Source organism: Vibrio sp. B181a (assembly GCF_030248375.1).
GTDB lineage: Bacteria > Pseudomonadota > Gammaproteobacteria > Enterobacterales > Vibrionaceae > Vibrio > Vibrio campbellii.
The window spans coordinates 82,268-106,982 of the sequence record NZ_JAHGAD010000007.1; the positions used below are offsets into that span (position 1 = coordinate 82,268).

22 protein-coding genes and 1 other annotated feature are annotated in these 24,715 nt (G+C 46.1%); of the genes, 16 read left to right on the plus strand and 6 right to left on the minus strand.

The window, feature by feature from the left end; genetic code table 11:
• Positions 1-3: 3 nt before the first annotated feature.
• Both uvrC and uvrY read right to left on the minus strand, forming a co-directional pair.
• Positions 4-1,836 carry an excinuclease ABC subunit UvrC gene (gene uvrC / locus KIO97_RS02370; protein WP_285380819.1) on the minus strand — a complete coding sequence of 611 codons (1,833 nt, stop codon included), beginning with the start codon at positions 1,834-1,836 and terminating at the stop codon, positions 4-6.
• Position 1,837: 1 nt separating this feature from the next.
• The gene (gene uvrY, locus KIO97_RS02375; protein WP_005434947.1) at positions 1,838-2,482 is read right to left on the minus strand and encodes a UvrY/SirA/GacA family response regulator transcription factor; all 645 of its coding nucleotides are present in this window, start codon (positions 2,480-2,482) and stop codon (positions 1,838-1,840) included.
• Positions 2,483-2,914: 432 nt separating this feature from the next.
• On the opposite strand from uvrY, the gene KIO97_RS02380 reads away from it, so the two are divergent.
• Positions 2,915-5,278 (plus strand): DNA polymerase II, encoded by a 2,364-nt coding sequence (locus KIO97_RS02380; protein WP_285380821.1) that lies wholly within the window; start codon positions 2,915-2,917, stop codon positions 5,276-5,278.
• Positions 5,279-5,317: 39 nt separating this feature from the next.
• Here the strand turns inward: KIO97_RS02380 and KIO97_RS02385 are convergent, their stop codons facing one another.
• A complete protein-coding gene (locus KIO97_RS02385) occupies positions 5,318-6,085 on the minus strand; it encodes a nucleotidyltransferase domain-containing protein (RefSeq protein WP_285380823.1) in 768 nt (255 codons plus the stop codon).
• Positions 6,086-6,271: 186 nt separating this feature from the next.
• On the opposite strand from KIO97_RS02385, the gene yeiP reads away from it, so the two are divergent.
• Both yeiP and KIO97_RS02395 read left to right on the plus strand, forming a co-directional pair.
• Positions 6,272-6,838, plus strand: a complete 567-nt coding sequence (gene yeiP, locus KIO97_RS02390) for an elongation factor P-like protein YeiP (RefSeq protein WP_005431209.1) — start codon at positions 6,272-6,274, stop codon at positions 6,836-6,838.
• 2 nt (positions 6,839-6,840) lie between these two features.
• Entirely contained in the window at positions 6,841-7,161 is a 321-nt protein-coding gene (locus KIO97_RS02395) for an HI1450 family dsDNA-mimic protein (protein WP_005431208.1), read from the plus strand.
• Positions 7,162-7,327: 166 nt separating this feature from the next.
• Here KIO97_RS02395 and rluB read toward each other — a convergent pair whose 3' ends face one another.
• Positions 7,328-8,266, minus strand: a complete 939-nt coding sequence (rluB, locus tag KIO97_RS02400; RefSeq protein ID WP_005431207.1) for a 23S rRNA pseudouridine(2605) synthase RluB — start codon at positions 8,264-8,266, stop codon at positions 7,328-7,330.
• 345 nt (positions 8,267-8,611) lie between these two features.
• On the opposite strand from rluB, the gene KIO97_RS02405 reads away from it, so the two are divergent.
• The gene (locus KIO97_RS02405) at positions 8,612-9,322 is read left to right on the plus strand and encodes a calcium-binding protein (RefSeq protein WP_012128338.1); all 711 of its coding nucleotides are present in this window, start codon (positions 8,612-8,614) and stop codon (positions 9,320-9,322) included.
• 89 nt (positions 9,323-9,411) lie between these two features.
• Here the strand turns inward: KIO97_RS02405 and KIO97_RS02410 are convergent, their stop codons facing one another.
• Positions 9,412-10,032, minus strand: a complete 621-nt coding sequence (locus KIO97_RS02410; protein WP_005431206.1) for an L-threonylcarbamoyladenylate synthase — start codon at positions 10,030-10,032, stop codon at positions 9,412-9,414.
• Between the two features lie 38 nt (positions 10,033-10,070).
• The gene (locus KIO97_RS02415; RefSeq protein ID WP_010649472.1) at positions 10,071-10,949 is read right to left on the minus strand and encodes a PHP domain-containing protein; all 879 of its coding nucleotides are present in this window, start codon (positions 10,947-10,949) and stop codon (positions 10,071-10,073) included.
• Between the two features lie 94 nt (positions 10,950-11,043).
• Here KIO97_RS02415 and KIO97_RS02420 point away from each other — a divergent pair, with 94 nt between their 5' ends.
• From KIO97_RS02420 to KIO97_RS02475, 12 genes are all read left to right on the plus strand, one after another.
• Positions 11,044-11,169: a tryptophan operon leader peptide gene (locus KIO97_RS02420; protein WP_005431202.1), complete on the plus strand. Its 126-nt coding sequence runs from the start codon at positions 11,044-11,046 to the stop codon at positions 11,167-11,169.
• Positions 11,116-11,219, plus strand: a sequence feature (Trp leader region). (Overlaps the previous gene by 54 nt.)
• 125 nt (positions 11,220-11,344) lie before the next feature.
• Positions 11,345-12,910, plus strand: a complete 1,566-nt coding sequence (locus KIO97_RS02425) for an anthranilate synthase component 1 (RefSeq protein WP_285380825.1) — start codon at positions 11,345-11,347, stop codon at positions 12,908-12,910.
• A gap of 16 nt (positions 12,911-12,926) precedes the next feature.
• Positions 12,927-13,535, plus strand: coding sequence for an aminodeoxychorismate/anthranilate synthase component II (locus KIO97_RS02430; protein WP_285380827.1), 609 nt, complete (start codon positions 12,927-12,929; stop codon positions 13,533-13,535).
• Positions 13,536-13,571: 36 nt separating this feature from the next.
• Positions 13,572-14,582: an anthranilate phosphoribosyltransferase gene (gene trpD / locus KIO97_RS02435; protein WP_285380829.1), complete on the plus strand. Its 1,011-nt coding sequence runs from the start codon at positions 13,572-13,574 to the stop codon at positions 14,580-14,582.
• A 13-nt stretch (positions 14,583-14,595) separates the two neighbouring features.
• Entirely contained in the window at positions 14,596-16,035 is a 1,440-nt protein-coding gene (gene trpCF / locus KIO97_RS02440; protein ID WP_285380831.1) for a bifunctional indole-3-glycerol-phosphate synthase TrpC/phosphoribosylanthranilate isomerase TrpF, read from the plus strand.
• Positions 16,036-16,099: 64 nt separating this feature from the next.
• Positions 16,100-17,290 carry a tryptophan synthase subunit beta gene (trpB, locus tag KIO97_RS02445; RefSeq protein ID WP_005376781.1) on the plus strand — a complete coding sequence of 397 codons (1,191 nt, stop codon included), beginning with the start codon at positions 16,100-16,102 and terminating at the stop codon, positions 17,288-17,290.
• Complete coding sequence (gene trpA, locus KIO97_RS02450; protein ID WP_285380833.1) at positions 17,290-18,096, plus strand: tryptophan synthase subunit alpha; 807 nt, start codon at positions 17,290-17,292, stop codon at positions 18,094-18,096. Before trpB ends, trpA begins: the two co-directional genes overlap by 1 nt.
• 336 nt (positions 18,097-18,432) lie before the next feature.
• Positions 18,433-19,692 carry a dicarboxylate/amino acid:cation symporter gene (locus KIO97_RS02455; RefSeq protein WP_005431192.1) on the plus strand — a complete coding sequence of 420 codons (1,260 nt, stop codon included), beginning with the start codon at positions 18,433-18,435 and terminating at the stop codon, positions 19,690-19,692.
• Between the two features lie 161 nt (positions 19,693-19,853).
• A complete protein-coding gene (gene luxM, locus KIO97_RS02460) occupies positions 19,854-21,053 on the plus strand; it encodes an acyl-homoserine-lactone synthase LuxM (protein ID WP_285380836.1) in 1,200 nt (399 codons plus the stop codon).
• Positions 21,046-23,595, plus strand: coding sequence for a hybrid sensor histidine kinase/response regulator (locus KIO97_RS02465; RefSeq protein ID WP_285380838.1), 2,550 nt, complete (start codon positions 21,046-21,048; stop codon positions 23,593-23,595). The genes luxM and KIO97_RS02465 overlap by 8 nt, the downstream gene beginning before the upstream one ends.
• A gap of 94 nt (positions 23,596-23,689) precedes the next feature.
• The gene (locus KIO97_RS02470; RefSeq protein ID WP_029388840.1) at positions 23,690-23,932 is read left to right on the plus strand and encodes a hypothetical protein; all 243 of its coding nucleotides are present in this window, start codon (positions 23,690-23,692) and stop codon (positions 23,930-23,932) included.
• Positions 23,933-24,061: 129 nt separating this feature from the next.
• Positions 24,062-24,634, plus strand: a complete 573-nt coding sequence (locus KIO97_RS02475; protein WP_038889956.1) for a septation protein A — start codon at positions 24,062-24,064, stop codon at positions 24,632-24,634.
• The last annotated feature ends 81 nt before the right edge of the window (positions 24,635-24,715 follow it).

Here is a 24,715-nt window from a genome sequence, read left to right on the forward strand (position 1 = left end):
TCCTTATTGTTTCAATGCTTGGAAAATAATTTCTGCTAAAGAGTGACTAATTCCCGGTACTTTGGCGATTTCTTCGACACTTGCACGCTTCAATTCCTGCAAGCCACCCATGTATTTGAGTAAGGCTTGACGACGTTTCGGTCCTACGCCTTCAATCCCCTCTAAAGCACTGGTACGACGGGTTTTGCCACGTTTCGCTCTGTGCCCTGCAATTGCATGGTTATGACTCTCATCTCGGATGTGCTGAATCAAGTGCAATGCCGGCGCATCACTTGGCAAGTTAAATTCCTCACCATCTACGGTAATTAAGGTTTCAAGTCCCGGTTTCCGAGTAACGCCTTTGGCAATACCAATCATGATTGGACGCTTCGGCCAATCCCCCCAATATTGGGAAATAATCTCATGCGCTCGATTGAGTTGTCCTTTACCACCATCGATAAAGATAATGTCAGGAATCTTCTCTACATCTAGCTGCTTCGAATAACGGCGCTCTAATGCTTGTCCCATTGCAGCGTAATCATCGCCGCCAGTAATACCTGTGATGTTGTAACGACGATACTCTTGCTTAACTGGGCCTTCACTGTTGAACACCACACACGAGGCAATGGTACTCTCGCCCATCGTGTGCGAAATATCGAAACACTCCATACGAGTGATACTATCCATACCCAAGACTTCTCTCAGTGCCTTGAAACGCTGATTGATCGTCATCTTGTGATTGATCTTAGTGGTAATCGCCGTCAACGCATTGGTATTGGATAACTTAAGGTAACGACCGCGCGACCCTGTCGGTGAGGTATGAAACTGAACCTTACGCCCCGCCACTTCACTCAAGGCTTGTTGAATCGGCTCGATGTCACCACCCAGCTCTTGATTCAGGATAATACGAGACGGAATGGTGCGTGCCTCGTTATGACTCAGGTAGTACTGAGTAAGGAAGCTATCAAATACTTCTTGTTGACTGGTGTTCTGTGGGATCTTGGGAAAATGGCTGCGACTGCCTAACACCTTGCCCTGACGAATCATCAAGATATGGATACATGCGATACCGTTCTCTTGGGCAAAACCAAGTACGTCCATATCGTCCATACTGTCTTCTGAAACGTACTGTTGTTCTTGTACGCGTCGAATCGCTTGGATCTGGTCACGGAACTTAGCGGCATCTTCAAAACGAAGTTGCTGGCTTGCCGCTTCCATCTTCTCAATTAGCTGTTCAAGTACTTGCTTATCTTTGCCCTGCAAAAACAAACGCACAAAACCCACCAGCTCGGCGTACTCTTCATCAGAAATAATCGTGCTGACGCACGGACCCGCACAACGACCAATTTGGTACATCAAACAAGGGCGAGTACGGTTGGAATAAACCGTATCTTCACACTGACGAACAGGGAGTGTTTTCTGCAAAAGGTGCAAAGTTTCTCGTACCGCACCAGAATCCGGGTATGGTCCAAAGTACTCACCTTTGCGCTTTTTCGCACCACGATGCATAGACAATCGCGGATGTTTATGGCCGCTAATGAAAATGTAAGGGTACGATTTGTCATCACGCAGAAGTACGTTGTATTTGGGCAAATATTGCTTGATGTAGTTGTGCTCGAGGATGAGAGCTTCCGTCTCGGTATGAGTTACCGTGACATCAATTTTAGCGATATTACTTACGAGAGCGCGGGTCTTCTCACTGTCGACTTTCTTGCGAAAGTAGCTTGAGAGGCGCTTTTTGAGATCTTTGGCTTTGCCTACATAAATGACAACAGCCTCGGCGTTGTACATTCTGTAAACGCCGGGCTGATGAGTTACTGTCTTGAGAAAGGAAGCCGAATCGAAGGGTTGATTCACACTAAAGGGTCTCGGTGTCCAGCATTCCGTGGCGGATCGCTAAGTGTGTTAACTCAACGTCACCATTGATGTCCAATTTGCTAAACAGACGGTAGCGGTAGCTGTTGACTGTTTTTGGACTTAAATTCAGTTGTTCAGAAATATCCGTTACTTTCTGCCCTTTAGTGATCATCATCATGATCTGCAGTTCGCGTTCAGAAAGGTCTTTAAATGGGTTTTCTGAGGCAGGTGAGAATTGACTCAATGCCATCTGCTGCGCAATCTCTGGCGAGATGTAACGCTGCCCACTGTTAACCACACGAATTGCGTTAACCATTTCATCAGGACCTGCACCTTTGGTTAGGTAACCAGAAGCACCCGCCTGCATCACTTTAGTTGGGAACGGATTTTCCGTATGAACGGTTAATACGATGATTTTTACATCAGGATTCACGCGAAGAATCTTTTTCGTGGCTTCCAAGCCGCCAATTCCTGGCATGTTCATATCCATTAAAACGACGTCTGCATGATTACTGCGACACCATTTTACTGCTTCTTCACCGCTGTCAGCTTCTCCTGCTACGTTCATTCCACGGACGTCTTCAATAATACGTCGTATCCCTGTGCGAACCAGCTCGTGATCATCTACAAGGAAAACATTTATCAAACTTGTATCTCCACACTTTTATTGGCTCTGCACCCACATAACTTTATGTCAATGTGGATATCAGTATGAGTGCCTATATACTACCGCATTAGGCAAAAAATTGCTTTCTATGAATATGTGCTTAAACGCAAAGTTTGGCAAGAACTTATTCATAAACCACTCTATTATTTGAGTGTGTAGCGTGCAAAGCCGATTTTTAAGACAAGCTAATTAACAACATAAACTTCAATAAATCAAGCAACTAGATTTCACTTTGCTCAGCAAAACGCAATATCACCCATAAATGGTTATTCCATAAGCGAGATATCTCCGCTTTTGTACACCCTCAAGACACGCACTTGAACGGTGAAATTCAGCAGCGCTCTTTTACTGGTTATTTTTACAGTTCTTAATGATAGAATACGTGCTTCATTGATTTACAAGGTTTCTCTATTGAATATCCAACAAGGCTTCCTTCTCACTCGCCAAGCCCGAGACATCAAAGGTCAAACTCAGATTGAGCTTTGGCTTTCGACCGAGAATGGTCCCACCCAATTGTTGATTCAAGGAGAAAGGCCCGTTTTCTTCATTGAACAAGCGCACATCGAACAAACCAAGCAACTTGCCAACTCTAAACTCATTGCCGTCGACATTCGCGCGCTTGAGCTAAAGAACTTTCAACTAACACCTTTAGCTGCATGTTACACGCAAACGACAAAAGACGCGTTCGCTCTACAAGATGAGCTCAAGCAACATGACATCGTTCATTTCGAAGGCGACGTGCGTCTTGCCGACCGCTATTTGATGGAACGTTTTATTAAAGGCAGCATGGAGTTTACCGGGAATCTACAATCTCGAAATGGGTTCCAACGCGTCCAAAACGCAAAGTGTCGAACAGGCGAATACCAGCCGAAGCTACACGTGGTGTCCTTAGATTTAGAATGTTCAGAAAAAGGTATTCTCTATTCGATTGGTTTAGACAGCCCTGTCGATTCACGAGTGATCATGATTGGAGAGCCGGAACCAGCAGAGACAGCAATTCAATGGGTGAAAGATGAAAAGGCACTACTCGATGCTTTGATCGCTTGGTTCAAGCAGTTCGACCCAGACGTCATTGTTGGCTGGAACGTGATCGACTTCGATTTCCGCCTGCTACACAAGCGCGCAGAGTGGCACAACATGAAGCTGATATTAGGTCGTGCAGACCAGCCAAGTTTCTTCCGCAGCTCCGCGCAAAGCCAACAAGGTTTTATCTCAATCCCTGGTCGTGTGGTGCTGGATGGTATCGATACGCTCAAAACCGCGACATACCATTTCCGCTCTTGGTCACTTGAGTCTGTTTCACAAGAACTCCTAGGCGAAGGTAAAGAGATTCATAACGTTCATGATCGAATGGACGAAATCAATCGCATGTACCGTTCAGACAAGCCGTCTCTCGCTAAATACAACTTGCAAGACTGTGTGTTGGTCAACAAGATTTTTGACCACACTCACCTGCTCGACTTCGCAATCGAACGCTCTCGCCTAACGGGTGTGGAACTGGATCGCGTCGGGGGCTCAGTAGCAGCTTTTACTAATTTGTATCTGCCGCAAATCCACCGAGCAGGCTATGTGGCGCCAAACCTGCATCCCGAAAACTGGATCGCCAGTCCAGGCGGCTATGTGATGGACTCGATCCCAAACCTTTACGACTCGGTATTGGTACTCGATTTTAAGAGCCTTTACCCTTCTATTATTCGCTCATTCTTGATCGATCCTATGGGTTTAGTCGAAGGCTTACAGCTTGAAATCGGCAAGGCAGACAATGAAGCCGTACCGGGGTTTCGTGGTGGTCAGTTCCATCGCAGCAAACACTTCCTGCCAGAGATGATCGAAAAGCTCTGGGCAGCGCGCGATGTCGCAAAGAAGAACAACGAAAAAGCGTTCTCGCAAGCAATAAAAATCATCATGAACTCTTTTTATGGTGTGCTTGGTTCTTCTGGCTGTCGTTTCTTTGATACCCGCCTTGCTTCCAGTATCACTATGCGTGGCCACGAAATCATGAAGCAAACCAAAGTTCTGATTGAGGACAAAGGTTACCAAGTGATCTATGGCGATACCGATTCAACCTTTGTGTCTTTAAATGGCGCGTACAGCCAAGTAGACGCCGATAAGATTGGTAATGAACTGGTCGACTACATCAACCAATGGTGGAATGACCATCTGCGCAGTGAGTACAACCTCAACTCGATTCTTGAACTCGAATACGAAACCCATTATCGCAAGTTCCTGATGCCAACCATCCGTGGTGCGGAAACGGGCTCAAAAAAACGCTACGCAGGTTTGATTGGTGAAGGCGAACAAGAACGCATTATCTTCAAAGGATTAGAAAGTGCGCGCACCGACTGGACACCACTGGCACAGCGATTCCAAAATACTTTGTACCAAATGATCTTCCACGGCGAAGATCCAAGTGATTACGTGCGAGAGATGGTCGAAAAAACCAATAATGGTGAGTTTGATGATCAGCTGGTATATCAAAAGCGATTACGCCGCAAGCTACACGAATACCAAAAGAATATTCCACCACAAGTACGTGCTGCGCGCCTAGCCGATGACATCAACGCTAAATTAGGCAGACCATTGCAGTACCAAAACCGTGGTCGAATCGAGTACTTGATTACCGTAAACGGGCCAGAGCCACACGAATACCGCAATAGTCCTATCAACTACCAGCACTATATTGATAAACAGTTGAAGCCAGTGGCCGATGCGATTTTGCCGTTTATTGGCACAGACTTCGAGCAGTTATCTGCGCCGCAGATGGGGCTGTTCTAAATCAAATTCCAGGTTGAAGGGAGTTAACGCTAGCTGACATTAGCCAATGCGAAATTCGGTCTTTTGATACTGAGTCACCAACCAATCACCAAAACCGTCGAGTAACCCAACCACAGAACGTTTTGGAATTGCGCGTCCAGAAAGCAAAATACCAAGGCGTTCTATCTCAAGCTGCTTTTCTGGGTGGTATCGTAAGAATTGCTCCCCACATTCAAGCGGGTCATCAAACCAACGTTTGTCTCGATACATGACAAGTGAGTACGACGCTCGGAGCAGTTTCTTAGCGATAGTCACTTGGGCACTGACCAGCTCTTCAATGCTTTGTGCTTGTACTATCTTAGTGCGATACACCGATAGCCAGTCTTCCACATCCATGTTCCAGTGTTTGGCAATTTCCCAGCTTGGCACGTAGTCACCAAAGCAATCCGCCAGGTCATCTCCGTAGACGCACACGCAGCAGTGTTTGAGCATAAAGCCCCAAGTAAAAATGCTGTCTAGATTTGCGACTTCGCTAACCAAGGCAGTACGAATCGCCACCCCTTTTACCTGCGGGTGCCCTTGCTGTGCTCGCCATTTAATGGTGTTTAATAACGTCGCACGATTATGTTCAAAGCCTGATTTTGTTACCACCACCAAATCAAGGTTCGATTTACCAGCTACAGCTGACTTACGTGCCACACTCCCATAAACATAAACACTATGTAAGTTAGAACCAAGCCCACCTTTGAGGCACGCCAATACTTCTCTGAGCAGAGGTTCAAATTCTGGTTGGAAAGGATGTTTTGGATCGATAACAGAAAGAGACATTGAAGAAAACGCGATCTCAGGCTTTTAACGGACGATGGGCTATATGATCCACTAGCCTTGCATTTGAATCAAGCCAAATAACCCCTTATTGAGGTGCAAATTACTGTGTGGAATTTTGGTGCCAGACAAGCAACTTAGCGCTATAATCACCAAGTTTTGCTTAATAAGTGTAAATAGGAAAATACAATGCCAAAGGCAAGTGAAATCAAAAAAGGCTTCGCAATCGAGTCTAATGGTAAAACTCTTCTAGTTAAAGACATCGAAGTAACGACTCCTGGTGGTCGTGGCGGCGCTAAAATCTACAAAATGCGTTGTACAGATCTAAACACTGGCGCACGTGTAGACGAGCGTTACAAGTCTGATGACGTTGTTGAAACAGTAGAAATGAACAAACGTGCAGTTGTGTACTCATACGCTGACGGCGATGAGCATATCTTCATGGATAACGAAGACTACTCACAATACACATTCAAGCACAACGAAGTTGAAGATGAGCTTTTGTTCATCAACGAAGACACTCAAGGTATTCACCTTATCCTAATCAACGGTTCTGCTGTTGGTATCGAGCTTCCTTCTTCTGTTGAGCTAGTGATTGAAGAAACTGATCCTTCAATCAAAGGTGCTTCTGCATCTGCACGTACTAAACCAGCACGCTTTGCTTCAGGTCTTGTAATCCAAGTTCCTGAGTACATCGCAACTGGTGACCGTGTAATCATCAACACGACTGAACGTAAATACATGAGCCGAGCATAAGTATGTCTGATTTGATTTCTTACGACGACGTTATCGACGCTGCGTACGACATCTTCCTTGAGATGGCTCCAGACAACCTAGAGCCAGCTGATGTCATTCTGTTTACTGCGCAATTTGAAGATCGTGGTGCCGCAGAACTTGTTGAAACTGGTGATGACTGGGTTGAACACGTTGGCTTCGATATCGACAAAGAAGTGTATGCAGAAGTTCGAATCGGCTTAGTAAACGAGGAAAATGACGTACTTGATGACGTTTTTGCTCGTATGCTAATCAGTCGAGACCCAGAACATAAGTTCTGTCATATGCTTTGGAAACGCGACTAACGCTTTCCCTATCATGATCAAAAACACCAGCCTCGCGCTGGTGTTTTTTTATGTCGATAAGTTACGTGTAATAAAAAGAGAGGAACACGATAGCGCCAGAGAATAAAATGCTGGATAAGAAAAAGGCTTGCCGAGTGGGCAAGCCTTTCTGATTTTTTGCTATCGATTAACGATGCTTGTTACGTGCACCTTGGTCACCCGCAGTCTTCTTCGGCTTACGACGAGAAGGATTGTTGCTGCGACCTTTCGGTGTATTTACGCGCTCTTCGTGACGCTTAACTGCGCGACGGATTTTTTGGCTACGAGCACGTTCACGCTTACGTGACGTGTTGTCTTTGTTCAGATCCAGCATGGTTTCTTTTTCTGGACGAAGTTCTACCAATTCACGTAGGTAGTTTACTTCTTTCAGATCAAGTTCCATCCAACCACCACGAGGCAGTTTCTTATCTAGATAGATGTCACCGTAACGAACACGTTTTAGGCGGCTAACCGTCGTGTCTTGAGATTCCCACAGACGACGAACTTCACGGTTACGACCTTCGTTAATAGCAACATAAAACGTGTGGTTCATACCTTCACCACCCGCATATACCACATCTTCGAAACGTGCCATGCCATCTTCAAGCTCAACACCACGAACCAAGTTTTTCACTTTTTGTTCAGTGACTTCGCCGAAAACACGAACAAGATATTCACGTTCAACCTGACGGCTTGGGTGCATTAGGCGGTTCGCCAGTTCACCATCTGTTGTAAACAGCAGTAGACCTGATGTGTTTGCATCAAGACGACCAACTGAAATCCAACGAGAACCACGGATCTTTGGCAGGCGATCGAAAACAGTGCGACGACCTTCAGGGTCGTGACGAGTACATAGTTCACCTTCTGGCTTGTAGTAAGCCAAAACACGACAGATCACTTCTTCTTGCGCCTTAGCAGACACAACGTGACCATCGATACGAACTACGCTGTTCTCATCTTCCAGTCTTTCACCAAGTTTAGCTACGATTCCGTTCACGCTAACGCGACCAGATTTAATTAACGATTCGATCTCACGACGAGAACCGTGTCCAGCACGTGCTAATACTTTTTGTAACTTTTCGCTCATTTATCTACCTATGTGTCGTCTTCACAGACGTCGAGACCAAGATTGGTCTTCATTGTGCAAGTTACCCAACCTGTTGGGATTTTTCGGTCGGTCATTATACGGGATTCTCTACTTTAATGTAAGCGAAATCGTCCATATTGTCGCAGCAAAATAACGCCCAAAAACTCACACTTAACTCATCACCCTCTCCCACTTAGTACCAGACACTCCCCAAATAGAACCGCACTATTATGGGTCGGAGCGAGCCTCTAAAACGCTGGCCTACCTGATAAAATTGTCAGGGTTATAAGAAAGATAACCCTACAGCTTGCTAGCTCCCTTAAACAGATGAAAAAGGAATAATAAATGTCTCATACAAATCTTGACCTAAATTGGATATTTGGCACCTCCGAAGATGACAACATGACAGGTACAAAAGGCTCCGATACAAGCGATGTATTTATCGGCTTTGGCGGCGACGATAAGTTTGTTGGCTTTGGTGGTGACGATTACGTCTTCGGTGGCTGGGGTGACGACACTCTACTCGGTGGTAGAGGTAACGACCTGCTTGCCGGTGGTTCTGGCAATGACTATTTGTCGGGTGGTTTAGGTAATGACTCTCTATTTGGTGGTTGTGGCGACGACATAATTTTCGATTACTCTGGCAATAACTTCATTAACGCAGGTTGGGGTAACGATACTGTTGTGGTTGGCGATGGTAACTCTGTTATCGCAGGCGGTTGCGGCTCTGACACGTTCGTTATGACAAACCGTCTTGCTATTGGCGTTCCGGACCAACCGGTATCATCAAACGACATCGAAGTGAAAGCAGAGATACTCGACTTCAACATTTGTCACGATAAGTTGGTGTTTGATATGGGCCTTGATACGAACGATGACGGCATTCGCGATACCTTCTTAGACTCAGCAGATGACCTAACACTGTCTTACAATGACTTTGGATGGGCGGTATTCTCGAGCGATGAGTTTAATGTAGAAGTGACCCTGAAAGGGATCGATGCTGGCTACATGAACTACATTGAGCACTACAATATCGACATCTTTGACTTCGCATAACACGCGAATATAAAAACCTACACATTGATTCAAAAGACAAAGGGAGGCGTATTAGCCTCCCTTTCTTATTTCATCAAGAGTAAATCGAGTTACTCAAATGGCGCTGGATCACCAGAGCCAATACGCGCAACAACGGATTCACCTTCACTGAAGTCAATAACCGTGGTTGGCTGCTCGCCTAGGTAACCGCCGTTAAGAATCACGTCTACGGCATGCTCTAGTTTGTCACGGATATCCTCTGGGTCTGATTCCGTCACATCACTGCCCGGTAGAATAAGCGACGTAGACATCATTGGCTCGCCAAGCGCCTCTAGTAGGTCCAGCGCAATGCGGTTATCAGGAACACGGATACCGATGGTCTTACGTTTTGCGTTCATCAAACGACGCGGCACTTCTTTCGTACCTTTGAAGATGAAGGTGTAAGGACCCGGAGTATTGTTTTTCAGTAGTCGGAATGCAGAGTTATCCACTCGTGCGTACAAAGAAAGCTCCGACAAATCACGGCACAACAAAGTAAAGTTGTGTTTATCATCCAGACGACGGATCTGACAGATTCGTTCCAACGCCTGTTTGTTCTCCAATTGACAGCCTAGTGCGTAACCTGAATCGGTTGGGTACACCACCACACCGCCGTTACGAATGATTGCTACTGCTTGATTGATCAAGCGAGCCTGTGGGTTTTCTGGATGAACGTAAAAAAACTGGCTCATTGTAATTCCTCATTATCGAACCTCTCGGCTCTATATTTTTATGGGTTCTCGACTTGGTCTTGTTGAGCATTATTCAACGAAGGATCAATACCCCAATCTTTCCAAACTGGTTCTACGCCCGCGGGTAACCAGAGGTTTCTTCCCAATTCCATCCACGGTGATGGATAGTGAAAGTCGCTGCCTTGAGAAGCTAATAGTTTGTATTGTATAGCATAATCCGCCAAGTTGCGTCTTTCTTGTTGCGCTTGTTGAGGTTGCGCAACTTCCATGGCATCCCCACCCGCTTCAACAAATGCCGCTAGCAGGCGTTTTACCCACTTGGCAGTGAGCTGATAACGCCCCGGATGCGCCAGCACTGCTTGGCCACCAGCAGCATGAATAGCGTCTACCGCCTCTTTCATGGAGCACCAATTCGGCGGTACATAACCAGGGTTAGAGCGCGTCAGGAATTTCTTAAACACCATCTGCATGTTTTTAGCGTAACCATTGTCCACCAACCACTTTGCGAAATGCGCGCGAGTAATTGGGGCATCTCCTGCAATTTGCTGAACTTCTTCTAGTACACCTTCACGGGTGGCTTTCTGCAAGCGCTCGGCGATCAATGCTGCGCGCTCAACACGATGCGATTTTTGCTGTTGAATTAACTCCGCCAGCGCAGGGCTGTTAGGGTCAATGTTCAAACCTACAATATGGATGTCTTTGTTCTGCCAAACGGTCGAAATCTCGATACCGTTGATGATTTTGATCGGGAGATTGTTCTCTTCAACGTATTGCTTGGCCGGAGCTAAGCCGTCAACCGTATCATGATCTGTGATCGCCAAAACCTCGATATCAAAACTCAGTGCCCTATCCACTAAATCATGTGGTGCAAAGCGACCATCTGAAGCGGTGGTGTGGCTGTGTAAATCAATTCTCATCTTTTTGTCGTTTTAATGCTGTTTTGGGGTTGACTTTTTACCTCTGCACTAGTTAACTAGTACACAAATACAAAGTACCTAATTAAGGCTCACCATGTTACAAGAATTTAACCAAAACCAGAAAGCGAAAGTTGCGGTTCGTCTGAATAAGATGAATTCTGCAGACCTTGCTTGGTGGCGCACTTGGACAAGTTCTTGGTGGGCAAACGTGTACTTCTAGTTTAGAGAATTAAATGTCACAAAGCCCGCTACCTCAGCGGGCTTTTTGTTTTGTCGTCCATCTCACATTCAACTGCTTAAACATTCATCGGATCTGACCAAAACTTGATTGGGTGAACGTTTGCTTTATGCGACTATGTACGGCAGGAAGATGTAAACAGCTATAAGGAGGTCTTGTGAACAAGGCCATTGAAATTAAGAAACTTGGACAGCTTGAAGTGCTAACGGCTTCCGTCCCTTATACTCAAGACCCGACTCGCTTGTTCCACACATTATGTGAGAACAAAACTGACAGCCTATTGCTGGAATCTGCTGAGATCGACTCAAAGCAAGATTTAAAATCCCTGCTAATTGTCGATTCTGCGGTGCGCATCGTTTGTTTCGGTCACACAGTTAGCATGCAGGCATTGACTAACAATGGTAAGAACCTGCTTTCTCATTTAAACCAGAACATTCGTGGTGAGGTTAAGAGTGAGTTCGTTGGCGAAACGCTGACTTTGGAATTCACCCAGCCTTGCGACACGCTAGATGAAGATTCTCGCCTACGTGAAGCCTCTTCATTTGATGCGCTGCGTTTGGTGCAACACAGCTTCGATATTTCAGAGCAAGATAAGCACGCGATTTTCCTTGGTGGTCTGTTTGCCTACGACTTAGTAGCAAACTTCGAGCCGCTTGGTAATGCAGAAGCAACAAATCAGTGTCCAGATTACGTTTTCTACGTCGCGGAAACATTGCTTGTTGTCGATCATCAAACCGAATCTTGCCAGCTGCAAGCGACTTTGTTTGTCGACGAATCAGAGAAAACAACGCTAGAAACTCGCATCGCAGAAATCAGCGCTCAATGCGCAGCGCCAAAACTGCTGCCAAGTGCAGAGCAAATCGCCGACGTCACGGTTGAACCTAGCGTGTCTGATGCAGACTTCTGCCAAATCGTTCGTGACTTAAAAGAGTTCGTAGTGAAAGGCGATGTGTTCCAAGTCGTACCGTCTCGTAGATTCACTCTACCTTGCCCTTCCCCATTGGCAGCCTACAAAGAACTTAAACAAAGTAACCCAAGCCCTTACATGTTCTACATGCAAGATGAGCTGTTCACTCTGTTTGGCGCATCACCAGAAAGTGCGCTTAAGTACGAAACCGACACTAACCAAATTGAAATCTACCCAATCGCAGGCACTCGTCGCCGCGGTAAGCGCCCTAACGGCGAGATTGATTTCGACCTAGATAGCCGCATCGAACTTGAACTGCGCACAGACATGAAAGAAAACGCAGAACACATGATGCTGGTTGACTTAGCACGTAACGACGTTGCTCGTATTGCTCAAGCTGGTACTCGCCACGTAGCAGACCTACTAAAAGTCGACCGTTACAGCCACGTGATGCACTTGGTATCACGCGTGGTTGGCCAACTGCGTGAAGACCTAGACGCGCTGCACGCATACCAAGCTTGTATGAACATGGGCACGCTCACTGGTGCACCAAAGATTCGTGCGATGCAGTTGATTCGCGATGTGGAAGGCGCACGTCGCGGTAGCTACGGCGGTGCGGTTGGTTACCTAACTGGTGAAGGCACACTCGACACATGTATCGTGATCCGCTCAGCCTACGTAGAAAACGGCATTGCTCAAGTTCAAGCCGGTGCAGGCGTGGTGTTCGACTCTGATCCACAAGCGGAAGCAGACGAAACGCGCGGCAAAGCACAAGCGGTAATCTCTGCTATCCAAGCAGCGCATAAGTCACAATAAGGAATAGGGTTCAGAGATGGCTAATATCATTTTTATCGATAACTTTGACTCGTTCACCTACAACCTTGTGGATCAGTTCCGCTCGCTAGGTCACTCAGTCAAGATTTACCGAAACAACATTCCAGCAGAAACCATCGGACAAGCGGTAAACGAGCTTGAAAACCCAGTGGTTCTGCTATCACCAGGCCCTGGTGCACCGTCAGAGGCAGGCTCAATGCCAGAGCTTATCCAACGCATGAAAGGCAAAGTACCGATGATCGGGATTTGTCTTGGTCACCAAGCGATTGTTGAAGCGTACGGCGGCACCGTTGCTGGCGCGGGCGAAATCATTCACGGAAAGGTCTCTATGATGGAACACCAAGACCATGCGATTTACCAAAACCTACCATCACCACTTGCAATTGCACGTTACCACTCGCTGGTTGCGACCAAGGTTCCTGAGAGCCTAACCATCACAGCAGAAGTGGATGACTTGGTAATGTCTGTTGTACATGAAGAAGATAAAGTTTGCGGGTTCCAGTTCCACCCGGAATCTATTATGACGACCTACGGAGCAACACTGTTGGCCAATGCCATTGAATGGGCACTTGAAGAACAAACTTCAGCGAACCCACTCACTGCTTAAAAAGCACTGGCACATAAGAAATTTAGGAGAGGAAATATGGAAGCAATCATCAACCCTATTATCACCAAACTGTACGAGCAAGAATCGCTTACTCAGGAAGAGAGCCAACAGCTATTCGACATCATTATCCGTGGTGAACTAGACCCAATTTTGATGGCATCAGCACTGACTGCACTAAAAATCAAAGGTGAAACGCCAGATGAAATTTCGGGCGCGGCGAAAGCACTGCTGGCAAACGCAAACCCATTCCCTCGCCCAGATTACGATTTCGCAGATATCGTAGGTACGGGCGGTGACGGTCACAACACCATCAATATTTCAACCACTGCGGCGTTTGTTGCAGCAGCTTGTGGTCTAAAAGTCGCGAAACACGGTAACCGCAGCGTTTCGAGCAAATCTGGTTCTTCTGACCTTCTTGATTCATTTGGTATCAACCTATCTATGAGCGCAGAAGATACGCGCACAGCGGTAGACGATATCGGTGTTGCTTTCCTATTTGCTCCTCAATACCACGGTGGTGTGCGCCATGCGATGCCAGTGCGTCAAACCATGAAAACACGCACCATCTTTAACATTCTTGGTCCACTGATTAACCCTGCTCGTCCTAACATCGAATTGATGGGTGTTTACAGTGAAGAACTGGTTCGTCCTATTGCAGAAACCATGCTACAAATGGGTATGAAGCGCGCAGCAGTAGTACACGGTAGTGGTTTGGATGAAGTGGCGATTCACGGTGAAACAACGGTTGCCGAAATCAAAGACGGTAAAATCACTGAGTACACGCTAACACCAGCAGACTTCGGTCTAGAAGCACACCCACTAGAAGCGATCAAAGGTGGCGATCCTGAAGAAAACAAAGCGATCATTAGCAATATTCTGACGGGTAAAGGTACAGACGCACAATTGGGCGCAGTGGCGGTGAACGTTGCTCTGCTAATGCGCCTATTCGGCCACGAAGATTTAAAAGCCAACACGCAACAAGCGATTGAGGCAATGAATTCAGGCAAGGCGTACCAATTGGTACAACAACTTGCCGCACACGCTTAAGGAATTGAAGAAGATGACTGACTTCAACACTCAGCAAGCAGACAACCTGTCTGAACACGTTTCTAAGAAAGAAGCAGAAATGGCAGAAGTACTGGCGAAAATTGTCCGAGACAAATATCAGTGGGTAGCAGACCGTAAGGTGTCTCAACCACTAAGCACATTTCAGTCTGATTTGCTGCCATCGGACCGCAGCTTCTACGATGCTCTGAGTGGCGAAAAGACGGCATTCATTACCGAATGTAAGAAGGCATCTCCTTCTAAAGGTTTGATTCGCGATCACTTCGACTTGGATTACATTGCATCGGTTTACAACAACCATGCAGATGCAATTTCAGTCTTAACAGACGAGAAGTACTTCCAAGGTAACTTTGACTTTCTTCCTCAAGTACGTGGTCAAGTCAAACAACCGGTTCTGTGCAAAGACTTCATGGTAGATACCTACCAAGTTTACCTAGCGCGTCATTACAGTGCTGATGCTGTCTTGCTAATGTTGTCTGTCCTCAATGACGAAGAATACAAAGCCCTAGAAGAAGCAGCACACAGCCTGAACATGGGTATCCTGACCGAAGTCAGCAACGAAGAAGAGCTTCACCGTGCCGTTGACCTAGGCGCTCGCGTTATCGGCATCAATAACCGTAACCTTCGCGACCTAAGTACTGATTTGAATCGTACTAAAGAACTGGCACCGACAATTCGTGAACTGGCCCCTAACGCAACAGTAATCTCAGAATCTGGCATTTATACGCATCAACAAGTCCGTGATTTAGCGGAATACGCAGACGGATTCTTAATTGGTAGCTCGCTGATGGCAGAAGACAACCTTGAACTGGCAGTACGCAAAGTGACGCTGGGCGAAAACAAAGTCTGTGGTCTCACTCATCCAGATGATGCAGCGAAAGCATATCAAGCTGGTGCGTTATTTGGTGGCCTGATTTTCGTTGAGAAGTCGAAGCGCGCCGTTGATCTTGAAGGCGCTCGCTTAACCATGAGCGCTGCCCCACTGAACTATGTAGGCGTGTTCCAAAACCACGATATCGATTTTGTTGCTTCTGTCGTGACCTCTTTGGGTTTAAAAGCGGTGCAACTGCACGGTCAAGAACACCAAGCTTACGTAAACCAACTTAAAGCCGAACTGCCAGCAGCGGTAGAAATTTGGAAAGCTTACGGCGTGACTAATGCCAAGCCAAAACTACTTGCAGAAAACATTGACCGCCATTTATTAGATGCGCAAGTTGGCACTCAAACCGGCGGAACTGGTCAAGTGTTCGACTGGTCACTGATCGGCGACCCAAGTCAAATTATGCTAGCGGGCGGACTGTCGCCAGAAAATGCTCAACAAGCAGCGACACTGGGTTGCTTGGGATTAGATTTAAACTCTGGTGTAGAAAGCGCACCAGGCAAAAAAGATTCACAGAAGTTGCTCGCGGCATTCACCGCCATTCGCAACTACTAAAGCTGTATTTCAGCTAAAAAATTTAAAGCTATTCGTAGCGAAAAATACGAGAAGGAATATAACGATGGCAAAACTGAATGCCTACTTTGGCGAATACGGCGGTCAGTACGTTCCGCAAATTCTAGTTCCAGCATTGGAGCAACTAGAGCAAGCGTTTATCGACGCGCAAGAAGATCCAGAATTCCGCAGCGAATTCATGACGCTTCTTCAAGAGTATGCGGGCCGTCCAACGGCTTTGACTCTAACTCGTAACCTAACTAAAGGTACGAAAACCAAACTGTACCTAAAACGTGAAGACCTACTTCACGGCGGCGCGCACAAGACCAACCAAGTGTTAGGTCAAGCACTGCTTGCGAAACGCATGGGTAAAAACGAAATCATAGCTGAAACGGGTGCAGGCCAACACGGTGTAGCAACCGCACTAGCATGTGCGCTGCTTGGTCTTAAGTGTCGCGTTTACATGGGTGCAAAAGACGTTGAGCGTCAGAGCCCGAACGTATTCCGTATGAAGCTAATGGGCGCAGAAGTCATTCCTGTTCACTCTGGTTCAGCAACACTTAAAGACGCATGTAACGAAGCGCTACGCGACTGGTCTGCAACTTATGAAGATGCGCACTACCTACTTGGTACAGCGGCGGGTCCTCACCCATTCCCAACGATCGTGCGTGACTTCCAACGCATGATTGGTGAAGAAACGAAGAATCAGATTTTGGCACGTGAAGGTCGTCTTCCTGACGCAGTTATCGCGTGTGTGGGCGGTGGTTCAAACGCCATCGGTATGTTTGCTGACTTCATCGAAGAAGAAAGCGTTCGCCTAATTGGTGTTGAGCCAGCAGGTAAAGGTATCGATACCGACCAACACGGCGCACCACTTAAACACGGTAAAACGGGTATCTTCTTTGGTATGAAAGCGCCATTGATGCAAGATCCAAACGGTCAAGTTGAAGAGTCATACTCTGTTTCTGCTGGTCTTGATTTCCCTTCAGTTGGTCCACAGCACGCACATCTAAACGCAATTGGCCGTGCTGAATATGACAACGTGACGGATGATGAAGCACTAGAAGCGTTCCAAGAAATTGCGCGTCACGAAGGCATCATCCCAGCTCTAGAGTCCTCTCACGCTGTGGCACATGCACTGCGTATGGCTCGTGAGAATCCAGAAAAAGAACAATTGTTAGTTGTGAACCTATCAGGTCGTGGTGATAAAGATATCTTCACTGTACATGCCATCCTAGAAGAAAAAGGAGCGATCTAATGAGCCGTTATGCAAAGATGTTTGAGCGCCTAAACGAGAAAAACCAAGGCGCGTTTGTACCGTTCGTAACGGTTTGCGATCCAAACGCAGAGCAGTCTTACAAGATCATGGAATCATTAGTTGAGTCAGGCGCTGATGCTCTAGAACTCGGTATTCCATTCTCAGATCCTCTTGCGGATGGCCCGACTATCCAAGGTGCGAACATTCGTGCTCTAGATTCAGGCGCAACACCGGATATCTGTTTCGAGCAGATTGGTAAGATCCGAGCAAAGTACCCAGAGCTACCTATTGGTCTTCTGATGTACGCGAACCTTGTGTACTCACGTGGTATCGAAAACTTCTACGAGCGTTGTGCAAAAGCGGGCATCGATTCTGTTTTGATTGCAGATGTACCAACCAACGAGAGCTCAGAATTTGTTGCAGCAGCAGAGAAGTTTGGAATTCACCCAATCTTCATTGCCCCACCAACGGCAAGTGATGAAACGCTGAAGCACGTATCCGAACTCGGTGGCGGCTACACTTATTTACTTTCTCGTGCAGGTGTTACTGGCGCTGAGACCAAGGCAAACATGCCTGTTGACCACATGTTAGATAAACTGAATCAATTCAATGCACCACCAGCGCTGCTTGGTTTTGGTATTTCAGAGCCTGCACAAGTAAAACAAGCTCTAGAATCAGGTGCCGCTGGTGCGATTTCTGGTTCTGCCGTGGTAAAAATTATCGAAGCGAACGTCGAGCAACCACAAATCATGCTCGATAAGCTAGGTGAATTCGTTTCTGCAATGAAAGCTGCAACACAAAAATAACGTATCACTAATTTGACAAATATGAGATCGATTCCTTATTAAGCATCAGGAATCGATCTTTTTTTTAACATTTCCGTCTAAAAACCGCCCTCTCTTACCATCTATTTTTCAAACGCCAGACAACCAAAATATCACCACAACCGATAGCAATCGTTTGCTATCGGTTAAAAAACTATCAGCAATCAATAAATTTCCAATTAGACGGTAAGTATGTACAGAAATTGTATTGCTAATTGTGAATGATAAGTGTAAAAAGCAAGGCGAAACAATTATCCAAATAACAACTTTATATTGGTGGGTAATTTTAGGATTTTACACATTATTAGCACAGAGGTTATGGAAGTGTTAAAACAAAAGAGTTTGCTAAACAACATTGGCGTGCAAGTCGTCATTGCAATGATCGTGGGTACTGCCGTTGGTGCCTTCATGGGTCAAAGTGCGACAGTATTCGCGCCACTTGGTGCGATCTTTATCAACCTGATTAAAATGCTCGTGATCCCATTGGTTGCGGTAGCCCTTATCTCAGGCGCAGCAGGCCTTGGCAACAGCCAATCTGCAGGAAAAGTAGGCTTGGTAACGCTAGGTTACTTCGGTCTAACGTCTGCCCTAGCAGTAGCACTAGCGCTGTTCATGGGTGAAGTATTCAAACCTGGCATGGGCATCGACGTTTCTGGCGTTGAAGGTATGTTCTCGGCTGAATACGCTTCAAAAGGTGAGCTACCTACTTTCTGGGCGACCATCACTGGTATGATCCCAACCAACGTTTTCCAATCACTTAATGAAGCAAATATTCTTCAGATCCTAGTGTTCTGTATGTTCTTCGGTATTGCGATTTCAAAACAAGAAAAAGCGCGCCGCGAGCCAATCATCAATGGTGTTAACTGCATCGTTGACGCGATGGTTTGGATGATCAACAAAGTGATGATCATTGCTCCAATTGGCGTATTCGGTCTGATGGCTGAAGCGGTAGGTACGTTTGGTTTTGGTGCCCTAATGGTGGTATTCAAACTGTTCGTTGTGTACGTAGCTGCAATCCTTGTGTTCGGTTTCGTGGTTTACCCAGCGATGGTACACATCTTCACTAAGACATCTGCGAAGAAGTTCGTGTCAGCAATGAAGAAACCACAAGCCGTTGCCCTGTCTACCGCGTCTTCAATGGCGACACTGCCAGTAACGATGGATACATGTGAAAAAGAGCTTGGCGTTAAGAACTCGACTGCATCATTTGTTCTACCGCTTGGCGCAACCATCAACATGTCTGGTAACGCAATTTACTACGGTCTAGTAGCAATTTTCTTTGCTCAGCTGTTCAACATCGACCTAGGCATGGGCGCGTACATCGCGATCATCGTTACTTCTACACTAGGCGCTGTAGGTCAAGCAGGTGTTCCTGGTCCTTCATTCCTAGTAGTAGCAGTACTGCTTGCTGCTGGTATTCCAATCGAAGGCCTACCACTACTGTTCGCTCTTGACCGTATCTTCGATATGATTCGTACCGCACTAAACATCACCGGTGACGCAGCATGTGCAGTGATCGTCGATGCTCTAGTGGAAGAAGAAGCGCAACAGGCTGAGCTTCAAAAGCAAGAAGCTTAACCCTGAACGCATTTTAAACAAGCCGCTCAAAAGAGCGGTTTTTTTTCATCTCAAACCTGCCTTACGTAACCGTTTAAATAGAAACTAATGGCATATTTTTTCTCAAGTGATATAAGAGCGGCATAAATAAAAAAACCAGAAACCTAGGCTAGGTTGACCCCATGAAATTAATGTTGTCTTTAGGCTCGCTGTCGGCTAACAGTTTGCCTATCGAAAAAAAACAGCAAGTGCTGATCGATCTTGTGATCCGCACTTATCAGTCACACGAACGAACGGAGCTTTTTAAGGCAATTACGGACTATCGTAAAAACCAACTGATCGCTCTCTTTCCTAAACATGCTAACAAAAGCTATTCCATTATCTTTGAGTTGATGGACTATCGTGACCTTATTGAACGATATCCTAGCACTCTGTCCGAAGAAGCTGCTTTGCTTGAAAAAGTCGTTGGTCAGTGCTTTATGCATTGGCTGGACTTCTGGTGTGAGTGCGAGATTGCCGCTATTAAAGCGAAGTTTCCGTTGAACGAAAACGAATCACCAGCTCCACGGCTTCTCTTTGAAGACAGTGCTTACTATGGCGCTCTAGTTGAGCGAGTAGAAGACACTCAACTTATGGTACAAATCCCAAGCCACCCGCAGGCAATGCCACTCAGTGATGCGATCACATTGAGTAATCTTGAGCTTTTTATACAAGGTGAAAAGTGGTACGAGATGCTGTCGCTATTGTCTTTGTCTCAAGTTGGTAAGCACTTCATCGTACTGAAACACCCAGCTCAAGAGTCTTGCCCTACTCTGGTGGCTTCCGCGCTTATTCAGGATTGGTCTATTCGCGATACTTGGCTCAGCTACGCGCCACAGTTTAGTAACGAGCAGTGGAATTACTGCTTTCCTAGTTATGGCTACTCTGAATTTACGCGTTTACAGCTATTTACACCCTCAACACTGTTAAAATGTTACTCTCTCCCAGAATTTGATAACGAATTCAAGTTACAATTGTCTGATACACAAGCCGTTTGCGAAGTGTTGCGCCTGACCGTAAGTGGAAACGCTCAACAAAAACTCTACTTCCTCTACCTCGCTCAGAAAGAGTTGATGAGTGTATTGCATCAGACAGGTTACAAAATTGGCTTCACTATTATCGAGCAACCTTTCATGCTCAACTTTTATCGAGCTATCGATGCGAAGGCGTATTTCCATTCGGGATGCTGCGACTTAAATGACGATGGCAAACAGACTTACCGTGGATTCTGGAATTTTGAAATGATGGTCAAAGCGTTCAGTAACATCGACTTTCGTGGTTATAAACGTGCTGTTCGAGCGAGCAGAAAACGCGGTTCGTTAGAAAGGGATGAGCATGTTTGATTTTAGCCTAGAGGCTATCGTCTACGCCAAAGCCATTACGCTCCTCGCGACCGTGGCCGTCGTCATGATGTGGCTCTTCTATTACTGCTATCGACTTAAGCAAAAAAATGAAGTGATCTTTGGTACTCACCACGCAGCTTATATTGCGTACTCGGTGTGTATCATTGCGTGGATCAGCAGCAATGCTTATTTCCATACCGATTTACTGCCCGAGCTCGGAGCTTCGGCTGGCATGTTCATGGCCAAGTTTGCCAACCTCGCTTCCTTCTTCGCATTTGCTTTTGCCTATTATTTCTCATGCCAGTTGGCGGCGGAGCAACGCAAAGGCAAAGTACACCGATGGCAGCAAGGCATCTTTGTTTCATTAACTGTGTACTCGCTGTTTATCAATTTGCGTCCCGGTTTGACCGTAGAGCACGTCGATATTGTCGGCCCAAGTCAATTCGTCATCGAGTTTGGCCCCCATACCTCTTATTTCTTTATCGGCCTCGTTAGCTTTGTTGTTCTGACTCTCGTCAATCTTGTCGCCATGCGTACGAACAGCAGTAAGCTGACTCTAGCTAAGACCAACTACATGATCGCCGGTATCTTAGTGTTCATGCTTTCGACGGCAGTTATTCATCTTGGTATGACCTACTTTATGGGAGATTTCTCGTTGACTTGGTTACCACCAGCCTTGTCGATAAGTGAAATGCTCTTTGTCGGTTATGCACTGCTGACCTCCCGCTTCTACAGCGTAAAGTACATTGCTTACCTCGCTCTCAGCGCGCTGCTGGTCTGTGCTATTTTCGTTCTGCCTTTAGGCGCAATATTCATCCCACTTACGGACAGTAATCAGTGGCTTATCGCCACACCTATCTGCGCCCTTATTGGTATTACTTGGCACCTTTTGTATAAAAAGGTCAGCCGATATGCATCGTTCTTGATATATGGCGACAAGAAAACACCAGTACAGCAAATCTTGTCACTTGAAGAGGATTTTAAGCTTTCTATTGATGATGCGATGCGCCGTCTGGGTAAGCTGCTGCAAATTCCCAATGACAAACTACGCCTCGTAACCAGTAACTACAACGAAACCTTTTACGAAGAGTACCTTTCATCAAACCGCTCGGTGTTGGTGTTTGATGAACTCTCTGAAGAGCTCGAATACAAGGTATCGGCAAAGCGCTCAATGAAGGCGCTGTATGACAAAATGAGCTCAAACAACACCGCTTTGGTTATGCCGCTGTATGGGCAAGGTAAATCGGTTACGCACTTATTGGTTTCTCCCCACAAAAGCAACAACCAAATGTTCTCGAACGAGGAAATCTCAGCAGTTCAAACCTTGCTTACTCGAGTACAAAGTACCATTGAAGCGGATCGCCGTATTCGACAAAGCCGTGCGCTAGCTAACTCTATTGCTCACGAAATGCGTAACCCTCTTGCTCAAGTTCAGTTGCAATTTGAAGCATTGAAGCAGCATATTGAGAATCATGCGCCCGTTGAACAGATCAAACTAGATATTGAAAATGGCCAAGCCGCAATTCAGCGCGGTCGCCAACTCATCGACATCATTTTGCGAGAAGTGAGTGACAGCTCGCCAGAGCACGAACCTATCGCTATGACCTCGATTCATAAAGCCGTCGACCAAGCTGTCAGCCATTACGGTTTTGAAAATGAGAAAATCATTGAAAGGATTCGTCTGCCACAGCACACTGATTTTGTGGCAAAACTCAACGAGACCTTATTTAACTTTGTCATTTTCAATCTGATTCGTAACGCAATTTACTATTTTGACTCGTATCCAGACAGTCAAATTGAGATCAGCACGAAAACGGGCCCTTACGAGAATACGCTGATTTTCCGCGACACTGGCCCAGGTATCGATGAAACCATCTCTCATAAGATCTTTGACGACTTTTTCTCTTACCAAAAGAGCGGCGGCAGCGGCTTAGGTTTGGGCTACTGCCAGCGTGTAATGCGTTCTTTTGGCGGCAGAATTGAGTGTGAGTCTAAACTTGGCGAATTCACAGAATTTCATTTGTACTTCCCTGTTGTCCCGAATGCACCAAAAGCAGACACATTACGCACGCCTTATTTCAACGATTGGAAGCAAAATAAACGAAGTAATGAACATAAAGTCGCGTCCAACGTACAAATTAATAACCAAGCACAAACAGTGCTTATCGTCGACGATAAAGAGGTGCAACGTGCGCTGGTTCAGATGTATTTGAACCAACTTGGCGTTAACAGCTTACAAGCAAACAACGGTGAAAATGCCGTCGAAGTGTTTAAGGCAAACCACGTAGATTTGATTCTGATGGATGTACAAATGCCTGTTATGAATGGATTTGATGCAAGCCAAAGAATTAAAGAGCTGTCTCCTCAAACCCCGATTATCGCTTTATCAGGGGAGTCTGGAGAACGCGAATTAGACATGATCAATAAGCTAATGGACGGTAGGCTTGAAAAGCCAACAACGTTAAACGCTTTGCGTCATGTTTTAGGAAACTGGTTGAACAAAGACACTGCATCGAGCTCTTTTGAAGCTGAGAGAGAATAGTTGGCACCTGATATGCATTGCTGAAGTACAAATCGAATTATCCATAGATTCAAGTCCTCTACAGGATGGAGGAGCAGCTTGATAAGGAGTGAACATGATGCTTCATCGACACACATATTACGGCTTGATCCATCACGGTGTTAAAACACTTTTGCTTGATCGCGTGGGTCATTACACAGAAGAAGAATATCACCAGTATCTTAACCTAATGACCGGAAAGTCTACCTGCTTCACCATGTCACATGACGAGCTGGAAGCCACCGTTGACAACCTATTACGAGAGGGTTACCTCGAAGACGTCAAGACGTTGATCACACGTTACCAAAGCGTCGCGTAACCTCTACCCTCTCCCAAAAATTGCCGTCTTGATTACGGCAATTTTTGTTTCCACTACGCTATAAATGTTCACATTGCCTCAGATTTCGCTAGACTGTCCTCAACTCAACAACTAGGTAGTGTTTGCCTCATGAAGCAAATCCTTGATTTTATCCCTCTCATCGTCTTCTTCGCCCTATACAAGATGTACGATATATACGTTGCAACTGGCGCCCTGATCGTTGCGACTGCTATTCAGATTGTATTGACGTTCGCGCTATACAAAAAAGTCGAGAAAATGCAGCTGATCACCTTTGCTATGGTGGCCATCTTCGGCGGCATGACCATCTTCCTGCACGATGAAAACTTCATAAAATGGAAAGTGACCATCGTTTATGCAATCTTCGCGATTGGTTTAGCCGTAAGCCACGCAATGGGCAAATCGGCAATCAAAGGCATGCTCGGCAAAGAAATCACCTTACCCGATGCGATTTGGACCAAGATTAACTGGGCGTGGGTCGCATTTTTCTCGTTCTGCGCTGGCTTGAATGTCTACGTTGCCTTCGAGCTTCCATTGGATGTTTGGGTGAACTTCAAAGTCTTTGGTTTGTTGATTGCGACGTTCGCTTACATGATTGCAACGGGCTTCTACATCTACAAACACATGCCAAAAGAACAGAAAGAGCAAAAAGAGAACTCATCCGATGTATCGCTTGATGATTAAAAACTCAGTTTTGCTATAATTCGTTCATATTGATAATTCACAGCGACCTTTTAGGTCGCTGTTTTGTTCTTGCTGTCTGGG